The sequence below is a fragment of the Stomatobaculum sp. genome, assembly GCF_057248925.1.
In genome coordinates this window covers 1-13,337 of record NZ_DBHIHF010000013.1, presented here as the reverse complement: position 1 = coordinate 13,337, position 13,337 = coordinate 1, and the positions used below count along the sequence as shown (strand labels likewise).

Here is a 13,337-nt window from a genome sequence, read left to right as displayed (position 1 = left end):
CGCGATTGAATTGAAAGAGGCAGGGTTTCAGGACAGGAAAAGAGCTCGTCGCCGGAAAGACCGGAGACGAGCTCTTGTTGGATAAGTTGCAAGAAGAACTACGCTTTACTCTCCCCGAGCGCGTCGGGAGGAAAGCGAGCGTGTAAGTTCCGGTGTTCGCCGAAAAGCTTGTTCCGAATTTGTGCCATTCTCGCAAGCGGTCATTGCGGCAAAGGCAGGATCAGAGTTTCTCTAAGAGAGAAATCATCTCGAGCGCAGCGACCGCGCATTCGAAGCCTTTGTTGCCGGCCTTCGAGCCTGCGCGGAGCAGTGCCTGCTCGAGCGTGTCGCAGGTCAGAACCCCGAAGAGCACGGGGAGACCGCTCTCCAGGCCGACAGCGGCCAGACCCTTGGAGACTTCGTTGCAGACATAGGTATAGTGGTCGGTATCGCCGCGAATGACCGCGCCGAGCGCAAGGACCGCGTCGTACTTGCCGCTCTCCGCCATTTTTTTTGCGACGAGCGGAAGCTCAAAGGCGCCGGGCACCTTGACCAGTGAAATCTGTGCGGGGAGCACGCCGTGGCGGAGCAGAGCGTCCTCCGCACCGTCAATCAGACGGGAGACCACAAGGTCGTTAAAGCGCGCAGCAACGATACCGATGCGGATTTTTTCGGGGGACTCGAGATGTAAGCTTCCTTCGTAAAGGTTCATGGCAGTATCCTCTCTTTCACGGATTCGGTTTTCTGGGTGTCTGTTCGCAAAGGGGTTCAGCAGCTCTCGCGGAGCAGGGTCGCATCCAAAAGATGCCCCATGCGGTGCCGCTTGGTGCGGAGGTAGCGGATATCATGGCGGTTTGCGGGAATTTCGAGCGGGACGCGTGCCGCAACCGGAATGCCGAAGTCCGTGAGCTGGGCGATTTTATCGGGGTTATTGGTCATAAGGTGCAGAGACCGCACGCCGAGGGCGCGGAGCATGGCGGCCGCCGGGGCGTAGTTCCGGAGATCGTCCGGAAAACCGAGCGCGCGGTTGGCCTCGACGGTGTCGAGCCCCTGTTCCTGGAGCGCATAGGCTTTCAGCTTGTTGAGGAGGCCGATACCGCGTCCCTCCTGGCGGAGATAGAGGAGCACGCCCTCACCCGCCGCCTCAATCTGCCGGAGAGCGCGCTGTAGCTGTTCGCCGCAGTCGCAGCGCTTCGAGCCGAAGACATCGCCGGTCATGCACTCGGAGTGCATGCGGCAGAGCACTGCCTCTTTTCCGGCAATATCGCCCTTGACGAGTGCGAGGTGTTCGAGCCCGCTCAGCGGATCGAGAAAGCCGTGAATTTGAAAGTCACCGAAGGCACTCGGGAGGGAAGCGTTCGCAACTTCTTCGAGCGCGTAGTCGTAGCGCTCGCGGTAGCGGACCAGATCCTCGATGCTGATGATGCTGAGGTCCTCGCGCTCGGCGAAGGTAAGCAGTTCTTTGGTCCGCATCATCTCGCCGTCCTCGCGCATTATCTCGCAGCAGAGGCCGGCTGGCTTTAGTCCCGCGAGGCGGCAGAGGTCAACGGTCGCCTCGGTGTGGCCGCGGCGCTCGAGCACGCCGTGCGGACGCGCGAGGAGCGGAAAGAGGTGTCCCGGGCGGCGGAAATCCGAGGGAACGGCGTCTGCGGCAACCAGTTTCCTTGCGGTCAGGGCGCGCTCGGCGGCGCTGATGCCGGTCGTGGTCTCGATATGGTCAATCGAGACCAGAAAGGCAGTCTCGTGGTTATCGCTGTTTACGGCGGACATCGGCGGCAGACCGAGCTTTTTTGCATAGTCCGCGGCCACCGGGAGGCAGATCAGGCCGCGCGCAAGTCCGGCCATCCGATTCACGAGTTCCGCAGAGGCAAATTCGGCGGCGCAAATCAGGTCGCCCTCGTTTTCGCGTGAGGGGTCATCGATGCAGACAATCAGTTTTCCGGCGCGAAGATCCGAGAGCGCCTGTTCAATCGTTGAAAATCCCATGGCAGAAGTCCTTTCTCTTATTGTGGCAAACGGTTTCAGTAACCGAGTTTGCGAAGCCAGTCCTCGCTGATCCGGTTCTTTGCGTCTGCGCCGCCCTCTCCTGCGAGGGAGAGGGCGCGCAGCACATATTTGCCGAGCAGGTCGGTCTCGAGGTTCAGCATGTCACCCGGCCGTTTTGCGGCGAGGGTTGTGACTGCGGCTGTGTGCGGAATCACGGAGACCGAAAATCGGTCCTTGTCGACGGAGACTACCGTCAGGCTGATGCCGTCGATTGCGACGGACCCTTTTTCGACGACGCCCTGTAAGATAGCGGGGACTGCGCGAATCGAAAAGAGCAGGGCGTTATTCTCGCAGTGGATGCCGAGCAGTTCGCCGGTGCCGTCGATGTGGCCGCTCACAAAGTGCCCGCCGAGGCGCCCGTTGACCGGGAGCGCGCGCTCCAGATTGACCTGACTTTTTGCGCGAAGCATACCGAGATTCGAGCGCCGCAGCGTCTCCGGCATGACATCTGCCGTAAAAGACTGCGCGGTGAAAGAGACGACGGTGAGACAGACGCCGTTGACTGCGATGCTGTCTCCCATAGAGAGGCCTTCAAGCACCGTTTGAGCGGCGATGGTGAGCTGATGCTTTTCGGAAAAGTTGAGAAGCGTGCCGCGCTCCTCAATGAGGCCGGTAAACATAATCAGAGATCTCCTTCGATGCACACATCGGCGCCAATAGAGCGGATGTGCAGATTTTTGAGGGCAAACGCATCCGGTGGGTACGGCACGCCGCTTCCGCCGAGCGCCGAGGGGGCGGTTTTCCCGCCGAAGAGTTTCGGGGCGATATAGGCCTGTACGCGCTGCACGAGACCGGCGCTGAGCAGTGCCCAGCCGAGTTCCGCGCCTCCCTCGACCAGCACCTCGTTGATGCCGCGCGCGCCGAGCGCTGTGAGCAGGGCGCGGAGGTCAACGCGCTTGCCGGGAAAGGTGAGGACTTCACAGCCGGCGGCAAGATAGGCTTTGTGGCGGGCCGTATCGCTCACGCAGCAGGCGAGCAAGGTCGGGACTTCTTTGGCGGTCTTTACGAGGGCACTGTCAAGCGGTGTCCGGAGACCGGAGTCACAGATCACACGGAGCGGATTTCGCCCGCCCGGAATGCGGCAGGTCAAGAGAGGGTCGTCCTGCAGTACGGTATTGATGCCGACCATCACGGCGCCCACCGCAGCGCGGGTCCGGTGCACCTCTGCGCGCGCGGCCTCGCCGGTAATCCAGCGGGACGCGCCGGAGGCACAGGCGGTTTTGCCGTCGAGTGTCATCGCGTATTTCAGAACGACAAAGGGGAGGCCGGTTCTGATATGGTGAAAAAAGGGAGCGTTCAGCGCATCGCACGCGGATTCCGACACATGTTCCGTGACGGCGATACCGCCCTGCCGGAGCGCGGTAATGCCCTTGCCTGCGACCAGCGGGTTCGGGTCGCTGCTTCCCACAAACACCGCGCGGATGCCGGCAGCGAGAATCGCCTCGGTGCAGGGGGGCTGCTTGCCGGTATGACAGCAGGGTTCCAGTGTCACATAGAGTGCGGCACCCGTCGGAGAGAGGCCGCGCTGAAGGCAGTCTTCGAGCGCGGCGCGCTCGGCGTGCAGGCCGCCGTAGACGGCGTGATAGCCCTCGCCGATGATTTCGCCGTCTCGTACGAGGACTGCGCCGACCAGCGGATTCGGCGCGGTGTGACCGCGGCCGCGCTCTGCGAGCGAAATGGCGCGGCGCATAAAAGTTTCGTGCATGAGACCTCCTTTCGGCAATGAAAAAAGCCCCGGCGTAAAGCTCGGGGCAAGTAGAAAAAAGCCCTTGGAATTTCCATTCCAAGGGACTTTTGACTATGGAGGGTGCGTTGCTTCTTCCATCCAGACTATACTGTCGGCTCCGGAATCTGACCGGATCATGCCTTTCGGCTCGCGGGCTGTACCGCCGGTAGGGACTTTCACCCTGCCCTGAAGACTACAGGCTCAGTATAGAATAGCAGAGCAGTTCTGTCAAGATTCGCGATACTTGGCCATCATACTTTTGAAGAGCTCGGCGGTGGAGGGCGGTGTGAAGGTGATCGCATTGGCGCCGGCCGCGATGGTTGCCTGAATGCTCTCTTCGGTATTGCCGCCGCTCGCAATGATCTGGACTTCCGGAAAATCGCGGCGGATTTTCTGTACCAGCGCCGCGGTGCCGGGACCTGCCGCGACATTCAGGATACTCGCGCCGCTTGCAAGGCGCGCGGCGATATTGGTCTCTTCGCTGATGACCGTGATGATGACCGGAATATCCACGACCTTGGTCACGGCGAGGAGGTTTAAGTCGCTGATCGGCGCATTCAGGACGATGCCCATGGCACCCTGGCCCTCGGCATCCTGTGCGAGCGAGAGCGTGCGAAGTCCCTTCGTCGTGCCGCCGCCGCAGCCGCAGAAGACGGGGATATAGGAGCCGTTGATCAGTGCGTGACTGATGGCCGACTGCGGGGTAAACGGGTAGACCGCGAAGACCGCATCGGCGTCACAGTTCCGGATAATCGCGAGATCGGTCGTGAAGACCAGGGACTTGATGCGCCGCCCGTTGACCACGATGCCGCTTGCCTGATAACAGGAGAGAGGCAGTTGTTCAAACCAAAAAGTTTCTTTCTTTATAAGGCTGTCGCTGAAAAAAGACAAGCGGATTTCCGGTTTACACTTTTCTGTTTGCAAAAAAAGTTTTATGATAAGGAAATCTTAAGGCAAGCAAGGTAAAGGAAGAATCGGAACATGAGATTGATGCGACAATTCGGCATTATCGCGGGCATGACTTGTGTCGGCGAGTTAATGCATTATTTTATACCGCTGCCGGTGCCCGGCAGTATCTACGGCCTGGCGCTCATGATGATTGCGCTGATGACAGGGATGATAAAGCTGGAGAGTGTGCTCGAGACCTCGCAGTTTCTGATTGATGCGATGCCGCTCATGTTCATTCCGGCCGGTGTGGGACTCATGACAGCCTGGGGGCAGCTCCGGACCATCATTCTGCCGGTCACCGTCGTGACCTTTGTTTCGACCGTCCTGGTCATGGGTATCACAGGGCGCGTGACCGAAATTCTGCTCGCCGTGACGGCGCGCGGACGGGCAAAAGGCGAGACAGCTTCTCAGGAATTAAAGGAAGAGGTTCTCGCCGAGGAAAATGTAATCGCCGAAGAGCTGCGGGAAGCGGCAAAACACGAGACGGAAAAAATCAAGCACCTGTTGCACGGCGAGGTGACCAAGAGCGAAGAGACAGAGGCAACGGGCGGCGCCGCACGGTCAGAGTCTGCCGCAGCGGGAGAGACAGCGAAAACGGAACGCACTGCCGCTGCGGAAGCGGCAGCGCACGGGAAGAAAAGGAGGAAGCATCATGGGCATGGATGAGGCGATGAATGAAGTGATTCGAAACTCGACCATCATAGGCATCGTCATCAGTCTGCTCGCCTTTGATATCGGCAGCGTACTGCGCGCCAAGACGGGGCTTGCGGTGCTGAATCCGCTGCTGATCTCGATTATTCTGGTCATCGGCTTCATGGTTGCGTTTAACATTGACTACGGAAGCTACATCCGGAGCGCGCGTTATCTCAGCTACCTTCTGACGCCGGCGACGGTGGCGCTCGCCGTGCCGCTCTACCAGCAGCTGCAACTTCTGAAGGACAATCTGCTTGCGGTCGTGCTCGGCGTCCTGGCAGGTGTGCTCACAAGCCTCGGTTCGATTCTCGTGCTCTGCGCGCTGTTTCATATGAACCATGTGGAGTATATCACGCTGTTGCCGAAGTCCATCACGACGGCAATCGGTATGAGCGTAGTTGAGGAGCTCGGCGGCTATACGACCATCACCGTGGCTTCGATTATTGTGACCGGTATTCTCGGCAATGTGCTTGCCGACCCGATTTGTCATCTGTTCGCGATTCACAGCCCGATTGCCAAGGGACTCGCGCTCGGCACTTCGGCACATGCAATCGGCACCTCGAAGGCAATGCAAATCGGTGAAATCGAGGGTGCCATGGCAGGACTCGCGATTGTAGTCAGCGGTATCATGACCGTGGTCGGCGCTTCAATCTTTGCCACGTTCCGCTGAGACAGCGCAAACACTGCCGCAGGTTTAATGCAAGGCAGCGGCCATTTCATAGAGAGGTCCGCTTTCATAGGCGGGAAGCAAAGCGCAGGCATAGTCCCGCGCTTTTTCTGTTTCCGGGGGAAGTTCCAGCGTTTCGGTTTTTTCGAGCAGCTGCGCGCGACCGCTCTGCCGGAGATACTCCCGGAAAGAGTTGAGTTTCAGCGCAGAGAGCGGGTCGGAGAGCACGGGCATGAAGATGCGGTCACAGAGTTCCAGGAGCTCGAGTGCGCGGCGACCGAAGGCGCCGAAATCCAGAACCATGCTGCGGTAGCCGCTCTCCCGCGCGATGCGCTGCAAGAGGGCAGCGAATTCTTCCGGGGGGAGCAGAGACAAATCTTCCGCACAGCGCACCGGCGGCAGCAGATCCAGCGCGCCGAAGACGGAGAGTTTGCTCTGTAAAACGGGCCAGCTGTAGCGACCGCTGCTGTGGGCAAATAAAAGTTCCGAGAGACTTTCGGCGGCATCCGGCGCAATTTGCGCATAGACGCCGGCGTAGTCTTCGAGCGAGAAAAGCAGGGTCTTGCCCTGTGCGGCGCGCGCGAGTCCGAGGGAGAGGGCGAAGGTGGTCTTGCCGCAGCGGTGAACGGGAGAGTAGATGCCCAGGATTTCGCAGTCGCCGCGCTGAACCGGGGAGAGAGCTCCCGGTCTTGCGGTTGCATAGAGTTGCATGACGCGGCGCGCAAGGGCGTCGGCTGGGCGATAAGAAAAGACAGCGGGAACCGGGAGCGCATTTTGACAGCGCTCGCTGACAAAGCCGTCTTCGCTCAGCAGGATGGCCATGCTTTGGCCGAGCAGGCCCTGCATTTCTTCGGCAAAGTGCTCGGAAAACAGCAGTAACTCCACATCGGCACGCGTGCGAAAGGCGCGGAACGCTTCGAGTGCGGAGAAGGCGTAGACGGGAAGGCCGAGACTCTTTCGCTGGTTCCAGAAGTCGGCAAGGCGTCCGGCGTAGTCGGCGTCGGGGTGTAAAAGAACGGCACAGCGTCGCATGAGAAAAACCTCCTTTGGGGGTGTCAGAAGAAAAGGGTGTGAAGAAGCGGGGTTTCGGAGAGCAGCTTTAGGAGCGCAAAGCCGACAAAGAAAAAGGGGGCAAGCGGCAGCTGTTCACAGCGCCGATCGGCGAGCAGCAGCCAGAGCGCCGGCAGAGTGGCGGCGAGGAGGCTCAGAAAAAAGAAGCCTAGAAAAGCGGAGAGCCCCAGATAGGCGCAGCAGAGACCGAGGAGCTTGACATCGCCCGCGCCGAGGAGATGCAGGCGGAACCAGGGATAAAAGAGAAGGGCAGCGAGGCAGAGGCGGAGCAGGAAGTGCGGATTCTGTGTCGCCATACCCGGGAGCAGGGCCAACAGGAGAAGGCGGTTTGGAATACGGCGTTCTTTCAAATCCGAAATCGAGAATAGTGGCAAAAAGAGGGCGAGCGGAGAGAGTTGTAAAAGCATAAAATCCTCCTTTTATTGCTTTGTCAAATGTCGGAAAAAAAGCTATACTTGTAGCATAAAAAACAATCGTTGCGCGGAGGGAGTATGGCAGAAGTCAACAGAGGTATGGGTGTCATCACAGAGACGGATTGTTATCTGTTCGGGCAGGGAACGCACTACGAGATTTATAAGAAGCTCGGTGCACATCCCATGACGCGGGACGGCGTAGCAGGGTATTACTTTGCGGTCTGGGCGCCGCACGCGCGCGCGGTGAGCGTGGTCGGCGAGTTCAACGACTGGCAGGCAGAGGCAAACCCGTGTGCGGAAATTTTTGAGGGCGGCATCTGGGAGTGCTTTATCCCGGGACTTCATGCGGGCATGCTCTATAAGTTTGCCCTGCGGAGTGCGGCGGGAGAACTCTTATTTAAGGCGGACCCCTATGCGCGGAGCGCGGAATTCCGCCCGGGAACGGCGTCGAAACTTGCGGACGAACCCTGGGAATACGCTTGGAAGGACGACGCGTGGATGCAGCAGAGGGCAAAGCAGAATCCACGGCAGGAAGCGATCAGTATCTACGAGTGTCACCTCGGTTCCTGGCGGCGGGGCGATGAAAACGAGCGGGACGGTTTTCTCTCCTATGAGACCCTGGCGCGGGAACTTTCGGCCTATGTCAAGGACATGGGCTATACCCATGTGGAACTCATGGGCATTGCGGAGTACCCGTTTGATGGGAGCTGGGGTTATCAGGTGACCGGTTACTATGCGCCGACTTCCCGCTACGGGAGCCCGGCGGAATTTCAGGCCTTTGTCGATACGCTGCATGTAGCAGGCATCGGTGTGATTCTCGACTGGGTTCCGGCGCATTTCCCGCGCGATGCCTTCGGCCTTGCGGATTTCGACGGACAGGCGCTCTATGAATATGCGGATACCAGAAAGGGAGAGCATCCCGACTGGGGCACCAAGGTCTTTGACTACAGCAAGACGGAGGTCAAGAACTTCCTGATTGCGAACGCGCTCTACTGGATGAACGAGTACCATGTGGACGGACTCCGCGTGGATGCCGTCGCGTCTATGCTCTATCTGGACTACGGTCGCCGGGACGGACAGTGGTGCCCGAACCAATACGGCGGCAACGAAAATCTGGAGGCGATAGAGTTCTTCAAGCACTTAAACTCTGTGATTGCCGGTCGCAAGGACGGCAGCATGATCATCGCGGAGGAGAGCACGGCTTGGCCGCTGGTCACCCACAGTCCCGAGGAAAACGGGCTCGGCTTCACCTTCAAGTGGAACATGGGCTGGATGCACGACTTCCTCGAGTACATGAAGTTGGATCCCTACTTCCGGCGCGATAACCACAACAAGATGACCTTCGGCCTCACCTATTTCACGAGCGAGAACTATGTGCTTGTGCTCTCGCACGATGAGGTGGTGCATCTCAAGTGCTCGATGATCAATAAGATGCCGGGCATCTACGAGGACAAGTTCTCGAATCTGAAGTGCGGCTACAGCTATATGATCGGTCACCCGGGCAAAAAGCTGCTCTTTATGGGACAGGAGTTTGCGCAGTGGCACGAGTGGGATGAGAAGGTCTCGCTGAACTGGGAGCTGTTAAACGAGGCGCCACACCGGGATATACAGAACTTTGTGCGGGGGCTCCTGCAGCTGTACCGCTCGCATCCGGCGCTGTACCGTCTGGACAACGACTGGCAGGGCTTTGAGTGGATCAATGCGGACGATGCGGACCGTTCGATCTTCTCTTTCCTCCGCCGAGATGAGAGTCGGAAAAAGTCGCTGCTCTTTGTGATTAACTTCACGCCGGTTGCGCGCGAGGACTATCGTGTCGGCGTGCCGCACGCAGGAAGTTACCGGCTGATTCTGGATGAGCACGAGGGGCTCTATACGCTTCAGAAGAAGCGCGCGGTCTCCTATCGCGCAAAACCGGGTGAGTGCGACCAGAGACCGTTCTATCTGGAGGCGCCGCTGCCGGCGTACGGTGTGCGGATTTTCGAGTTTGATGAGACGAAGAAACCGGCGGCGAAGAAACCGGTGGGAAGTAAGAAAGCCGCGACCGAGAAGGTGACGGGAGCAAAGAAAACGGCGGCTAAGAAGGCAACGGGGACAAAGAAACCGGCAACCGAGAAAGCGGCAAGGAAGAAAACCGCGGCGAAGAAGACTCAGGGTTCGCGGAGTGCCTCCAAGAAGACGGCATCTTCCGCGGAGTGATTCGGTTCTTCCGTGCGGTGAAAGAGGCGGCGGAGCAATCCGCCGCTCTTTTTTTGCGGAAGTTCCTCGGCACTGACCTCCCGGACTTCGCTGACGAGGGGATCAAGCGGCGGCGCGGCATCGGCAGCAGGGTCTGCCGCGCGCGGCGTTGTCTCTGCGGCAGTCAGAATGCGCTCCAGATAGTCGAGAGAGTGCGGATGTGAGAGACTTTCCTGATAGAGGCGGTAGGCGAGCACCATGTGTCGCTCTTCATTCTGATCGGTCAGCGCGAGGAGCGCATGTAAAAAGGCGGAGAGACTGCCCGCAAAGGCTGCATGTTGTCCCGGGTGATAGAGAAAGCAGGGGGCGCGGCTCTGCGGATCCAGGTAAATCGCGTCGGCATCGAGGACCAGGCCGTCCGGAGACAGGAGATAGGCCGGGAGACGGGAGAGCGCCTGAAGAAGATAGAGCAACAGGCGGCGAAGATCTTCGGCGCGAAGCTTTTGCTCGGCTGCGGCGTCGGAGAGAGAGAGAAGGCCGGTCACATCGTAGGAGAGTGTCTCGGGCAGTGCCTCACTGTCGGGGCGGAGCGGCAGAAAACCGGGAATGCGGTTTTCTTCGAGCATGCGGCGTGGAAAGCCGGATGCATCGGCGGGGGAGAGAGGAAGTTCGAGGGTGCTGTGTGTCGCACTATGAACCGGTTTCATCAGGGGTTTACCTCCTTTGTGCTGTCTGGAAGCGGACTGTTGCTGCGAAGCGCTGTTTCCGGGCGCAGCAGTTTGTATTCGATGCGCGCCGAGAAACGGGGCGCGCGGAGCTCGACACCGCCGACCTCCTGTCCGCACCAGACGGTGAAGTTACCGTCGCTCACGGGGAGCAGGGAAGAGAGACGGCGCAGATAGTGTGACTTCAGCTCTGCCGGGACAGCGGCGATGTCGCCGGTGCGGGAATCCGCGCGCGAGGCCTGTACCGCGAGATCTTCGAGCAGAAAGCCGGCAGTGCAGCGGGCCTGTTCCCGATAGACAAAGCGGGTCGCTGCGGTCAGCGATAAAAAGAGAAGCGAGAATACATAGAGTGCTTCCACGGTGAGGGAGGCGCGAAGACGCAGGGACAGAGGCCGTCTCATGCCGGAACCCTGCCCGAAGCAAAAAGAGTAAAAAGGGCGGGGAGCAGAAAAAAGGGGAGCAGCGGGATGCGCTCTGTCCCTGCCTTTTTCGGGCGCCCGAAGCGGCGGCAGAGCAGGAAAAGGGAGAGGAGTGCCGCAGATAAAAAACCGGTTGTCAGCAGAAACAGCAGGCGGTGAAAGCCGGCGCCGAGACCGAAACAGAGGAGAAACAATGCGTCGCCGAGCCCGAGGGCTTCGCGGGACAGCAGGGAAAAGGCAAGCAGCGGAAGAGACAGGCAGAGCGAGAGCAGAAGCTCTGTCGGCACGGTCGCGTGGACAAAGAAGAGGCGCCACAGATAAAAGCCGAGCTCCAGAAGGAGCAGAAGCTCAAAAAAGCGGCGAGGTACGGTTTGATAGAGAAAGTCCTCGCATGCACAGGCAAGTGAAAAAAGCGTGAGACTGACGCAACCGAAGAGGGTGGTCGCAAACATCGGAAACTCCTTTCAGGGATAGCAATAACTGCAGGGGCCAAGCTGCTCCACTTCGCGTTTCGGCACAGCTCGAACATAGGCGCGAATCGCGCGGCAGGCCGGATCGCGGTGCCAGGCGGTGCCGCTCGGCATCAGGTAGACAGTACCGCCGCTTGCGCCGCGCGCACAGACCGGGCAGGCGTGATAACGACCGCCGGAGGTATTGCGCGCAGCCGTCGCTTCGGAGAGAGACACGGCGCGCAGGTCGTTGTAGAGATAGTGGCAGCGGGCAGTCTTATGGTAGCGGGTCGAGTGCCTGCCGACATAGACAATTTCCTCTTTCGGATTTGCCGCGACGCAGTTTTCCGGATCGGTTTCCCCGATCCAGGCGCGCCGCCATGCCGTGCGGCTGCAGCGGACGGCGGGCAGACGAAACAGAGGAATCGGGAGTGTGTAGCTGTAGTCCAGCACGACGCGAACCGTTTCTCCGTCCGCGAGGAAGCTCGAACGCTCGGCACTGAGCCCGCTGAGATTCGGATCGGAGACAGCGGCACGCGCGGCCGCAAGCGCCAAGGCGCTCAGCGAATTTCTGTATTGCGCGGCCTCCGGCGTTGACAGCGCGGCTAGGGCAGCGGCGCGGTCACAGACGGTTTCCGCAGCGCGCTGCATCTGCCGCTCGGTGGTCATGATGCGGAAGGGCACGGAAAAGAGGAGGAGCACAAACAAAAAGAGAGGCAGCACGAGCGCTGCCTCTACCGTGAGCGAGGCAGAGAGCGGGGCGCGGCGCCTCAGCGCTGCGCTCCTGTGAAGAGAAAAAGAGACGGAAAGTCGGGATTGTGCCTGGAGAGCTGTTTTCCGATTTTGATTGACAGTGGTTTTCATGTGGCCGTCTCCTCTGTTCACAGAAACGCAAGGTTGAAGCGCCGCGCGCCTCCTCAGTAGGCCCGGAAACTCTGCACGGAAATCTGAAACCGGTTCGGCGCGGCGGCGGGCAGGGAAAAGAGTGCGGTGAAGAGATGTGAGGCATTGCAGCGGAGCTCCGCGCGGAGCGAAACCAGGCAGTGCGTGATCCGGAAGGGCGTCTGTCCGTTCGAGAGCGCTGTTTCCATGAGATCGAGCATGCGGTAATTCCGCGCAGCGCGGGAAGTTTGCAGGTAGAAAAAGAGCAGAGCTTCCCGGTAGGAGAGCCCTTCTCCGCTCTCCGAAAGGGCGGGGGTGGGAGGCTGAAAGCCGCCGCCTTGCAAGAGCCGGTCGGCGGAGATACGGGGGACGGGCGCAAGCGTGAAGAGCGGTGCTTTCTGTCCGGCGAGCAGCAGGGACAGGTCTGTGAGACTGTCATAGGCTGCGACGGCATAGAGCAGCAGGAAACGGAGCAGGGCGCGAAGCCGCGGGGAAGCAGTCGCGGTACAGAGGCTGTCGGCGGCGCGCTCCGCGGCCTGACAGGCAGCCGGGTCCGAGAGCAGCGCGAGCAGGCGGAGGCTTTCCTGATCCGCAAAGAGGCGGGAGCAGACGGCGGAGAAGTTTTCGCGGTCGGTCTCCTTGCCGGCGCTCAGATATTCCAGCTGGAGGCTGAGACCTGCCTGCGCCGCCTCTTTCGTTTGGGTCAGATAGCAGGGGAAAAAGGAAGCCGCATAGTGCGCAAAGAGACAGTCATCTTCATCACTGCGCAAGGCGCCCGGCTCCGCCGCCGCAAGCTGTGCGGAGGGAAGCTCGGCGAGAGACAGGCTTCCGGCGGGAACGGCCGCGTTCGCCGGGAGGCAGAGCGCCTCGCGGGTCGCGGGCTCGGTTCGAAGGAGAGCGGCGAGTGAGAGGGGAGAAGCGTCTTGACGGAGACCCGAGGCAGCGCTGAGAGTCGGCAGACTGAGCGCCGCGGAAAAGTCGGCGGCAAGTGATTGCCAGAGGGCTTCGGCATCGATGCCCATGCCGTCGTCTTCGTCATCCTCTTCGGATTCTTCGGCGATGCGCGCGGCAAGCTCGGCGGCTGCCGTCTCGTAGGCGGAGACCGCCGCTGCGAGAGCGGGTGCGGCCGTCCCGGCCGCGGAAA

The 13,337-nt window shown here is 60.1% G+C and carries 15 protein-coding genes and 1 riboswitch; of the genes, 3 read left to right on the top strand and 12 right to left on the bottom strand.

The genetic code is table 11. The features are described 5' to 3' along the window. Positions 1–220: 220 nt before the first annotated feature. The 5 genes from ribH to ACO4XG_RS06035 form a co-directional block, all read right to left on the bottom strand. Entirely contained in the window at positions 221–691 is a 471-nt protein-coding gene (gene ribH, locus ACO4XG_RS06055) for a 6,7-dimethyl-8-ribityllumazine synthase (RefSeq protein ID WP_308509126.1), read from the bottom strand. 56 nt (positions 692–747) lie between these two features. After that, the gene (ribA, locus tag ACO4XG_RS06050; protein ID WP_308509127.1) at positions 748–1,965 is read right to left on the bottom strand and encodes a GTP cyclohydrolase II; all 1,218 of its coding nucleotides are present in this window, start codon (positions 1,963–1,965) and stop codon (positions 748–750) included. 35 nt (positions 1,966–2,000) lie between these two features. Continuing rightward, on the bottom strand, positions 2,001–2,645 hold the full coding sequence (locus ACO4XG_RS06045) for a riboflavin synthase (RefSeq protein ID WP_308509128.1): 645 nt from the start codon (positions 2,643–2,645) through the stop codon (positions 2,001–2,003). Positions 2,646–2,647: 2 nt separating this feature from the next. Continuing rightward, positions 2,648–3,730 carry a bifunctional diaminohydroxyphosphoribosylaminopyrimidine deaminase/5-amino-6-(5-phosphoribosylamino)uracil reductase RibD gene (gene ribD / locus ACO4XG_RS06040; protein ID WP_308509129.1) on the bottom strand — a complete coding sequence of 361 codons (1,083 nt, stop codon included), beginning with the start codon at positions 3,728–3,730 and terminating at the stop codon, positions 2,648–2,650. A gap of 105 nt (positions 3,731–3,835) precedes the next feature. After that, positions 3,836–3,949: riboswitch (FMN riboswitch) on the bottom strand. 30 nt (positions 3,950–3,979) lie between these two features. After that, positions 3,980–4,642 carry a beta/alpha barrel domain-containing protein gene (locus ACO4XG_RS06035; RefSeq protein ID WP_308509130.1) on the bottom strand — a complete coding sequence of 221 codons (663 nt, stop codon included), beginning with the start codon at positions 4,640–4,642 and terminating at the stop codon, positions 3,980–3,982. Positions 4,643–4,732: 90 nt separating this feature from the next. Here ACO4XG_RS06035 and ACO4XG_RS06030 point away from each other — a divergent pair, with 90 nt between their 5' ends. Then, positions 4,733–5,365 (top strand): CidA/LrgA family protein, encoded by a 633-nt coding sequence (locus ACO4XG_RS06030; protein WP_308509131.1) that lies wholly within the window; start codon positions 4,733–4,735, stop codon positions 5,363–5,365. A 4-nt stretch (positions 5,366–5,369) separates the two neighbouring features. After that, positions 5,370–6,062, top strand: a complete 693-nt coding sequence (locus ACO4XG_RS06025) for an LrgB family protein (protein WP_308509141.1) — start codon at positions 5,370–5,372, stop codon at positions 6,060–6,062. Between the two features lie 24 nt (positions 6,063–6,086). Here the strand turns inward: ACO4XG_RS06025 and ACO4XG_RS06020 are convergent, their stop codons facing one another. Beyond that, positions 6,087–7,091 carry a P-loop NTPase family protein gene (locus tag ACO4XG_RS06020; protein WP_308509132.1) on the bottom strand — a complete coding sequence of 335 codons (1,005 nt, stop codon included), beginning with the start codon at positions 7,089–7,091 and terminating at the stop codon, positions 6,087–6,089. A 23-nt stretch (positions 7,092–7,114) separates the two neighbouring features. After that, positions 7,115–7,537: a prepilin peptidase gene (locus tag ACO4XG_RS06015; protein WP_308509133.1), complete on the bottom strand. Its 423-nt coding sequence runs from the start codon at positions 7,535–7,537 to the stop codon at positions 7,115–7,117. An 84-nt stretch (positions 7,538–7,621) separates the two neighbouring features. On the opposite strand from ACO4XG_RS06015, the gene glgB reads away from it, so the two are divergent. After that, complete coding sequence (gene glgB / locus ACO4XG_RS06010) at positions 7,622–9,739, top strand: 1,4-alpha-glucan branching protein GlgB (RefSeq protein ID WP_308509134.1); 2,118 nt, start codon at positions 7,622–7,624, stop codon at positions 9,737–9,739. Here glgB and ACO4XG_RS06005 read toward each other — a convergent pair. The 5 genes from ACO4XG_RS06005 to ACO4XG_RS05985 all read right to left on the bottom strand — a co-directional run. Beyond that, a complete protein-coding gene (locus ACO4XG_RS06005; protein ID WP_308509135.1) occupies positions 9,691–10,425 on the bottom strand; it encodes a DUF6382 domain-containing protein in 735 nt (244 codons plus the stop codon). The genes glgB and ACO4XG_RS06005 overlap by 49 nt on opposite strands. After that, positions 10,425–10,844: a hypothetical protein gene (locus ACO4XG_RS06000; protein WP_308509136.1), complete on the bottom strand. Its 420-nt coding sequence runs from the start codon at positions 10,842–10,844 to the stop codon at positions 10,425–10,427. The genes ACO4XG_RS06005 and ACO4XG_RS06000 overlap by 1 nt, the downstream gene beginning before the upstream one ends. Further along, positions 10,841–11,314: a prepilin peptidase gene (locus ACO4XG_RS05995; protein WP_308509137.1), complete on the bottom strand. Its 474-nt coding sequence runs from the start codon at positions 11,312–11,314 to the stop codon at positions 10,841–10,843. The genes ACO4XG_RS06000 and ACO4XG_RS05995 overlap by 4 nt, the downstream gene beginning before the upstream one ends. Positions 11,315–11,326: 12 nt before the next feature. Continuing rightward, on the bottom strand, positions 11,327–12,175 hold the full coding sequence (locus ACO4XG_RS05990) for a hypothetical protein (protein WP_308509138.1): 849 nt from the start codon (positions 12,173–12,175) through the stop codon (positions 11,327–11,329). Positions 12,176–12,228: 53 nt separating this feature from the next. Continuing rightward, positions 12,229–13,337: DUF5702 domain-containing protein (locus ACO4XG_RS05985; protein WP_308509139.1), on the bottom strand; the 1,109-nt coding region annotated here is incomplete at its 5' end.

What these genes read in the sequence shown, in the direction of transcription:
- glgB (WP_308509134.1), top strand. Translation starts at nt 7,622, where the DNA reads ATGGCAGAAGTCAACAGAGGTATGGGTGTCATCACAGAGACGGATTGT.
- ACO4XG_RS06020 (WP_308509132.1), bottom strand. Translation starts at nt 7,091, where the DNA reads ATGCGACGCTGTGCCGTTCTTTTACACCCCGACGCCGACTACGCCGGA.
- ACO4XG_RS05995 (WP_308509137.1), bottom strand. Translation starts at nt 11,314, where the DNA reads ATGTTTGCGACCACCCTCTTCGGTTGCGTCAGTCTCACGCTTTTTTCA.
- ACO4XG_RS06045 (WP_308509128.1), bottom strand. Translation starts at nt 2,645, where the DNA reads ATGTTTACCGGCCTCATTGAGGAGCGCGGCACGCTTCTCAACTTTTCC.
- ACO4XG_RS06000 (WP_308509136.1), bottom strand. Translation starts at nt 10,844, where the DNA reads ATGAGACGGCCTCTGTCCCTGCGTCTTCGCGCCTCCCTCACCGTGGAA.
- ACO4XG_RS06030 (WP_308509131.1), top strand. Translation starts at nt 4,733, where the DNA reads ATGAGATTGATGCGACAATTCGGCATTATCGCGGGCATGACTTGTGTC.
- ACO4XG_RS06025 (WP_308509141.1), top strand. Translation starts at nt 5,370, where the DNA reads ATGAATGAAGTGATTCGAAACTCGACCATCATAGGCATCGTCATCAGT.
- ribH (WP_308509126.1), bottom strand. Translation starts at nt 691, where the DNA reads ATGAACCTTTACGAAGGAAGCTTACATCTCGAGTCCCCCGAAAAAATC.
- ribA (WP_308509127.1), bottom strand. Translation starts at nt 1,965, where the DNA reads ATGGGATTTTCAACGATTGAACAGGCGCTCTCGGATCTTCGCGCCGGA.
- ACO4XG_RS06015 (WP_308509133.1), bottom strand. Translation starts at nt 7,537, where the DNA reads ATGCTTTTACAACTCTCTCCGCTCGCCCTCTTTTTGCCACTATTCTCG.
- ACO4XG_RS05990 (WP_308509138.1), bottom strand. Translation starts at nt 12,175, where the DNA reads ATGAAAACCACTGTCAATCAAAATCGGAAAACAGCTCTCCAGGCACAA.
- ACO4XG_RS06005 (WP_308509135.1), bottom strand. Translation starts at nt 10,425, where the DNA reads ATGAAACCGGTTCATAGTGCGACACACAGCACCCTCGAACTTCCTCTC.
- ribD (WP_308509129.1), bottom strand. Translation starts at nt 3,730, where the DNA reads ATGCACGAAACTTTTATGCGCCGCGCCATTTCGCTCGCAGAGCGCGGC.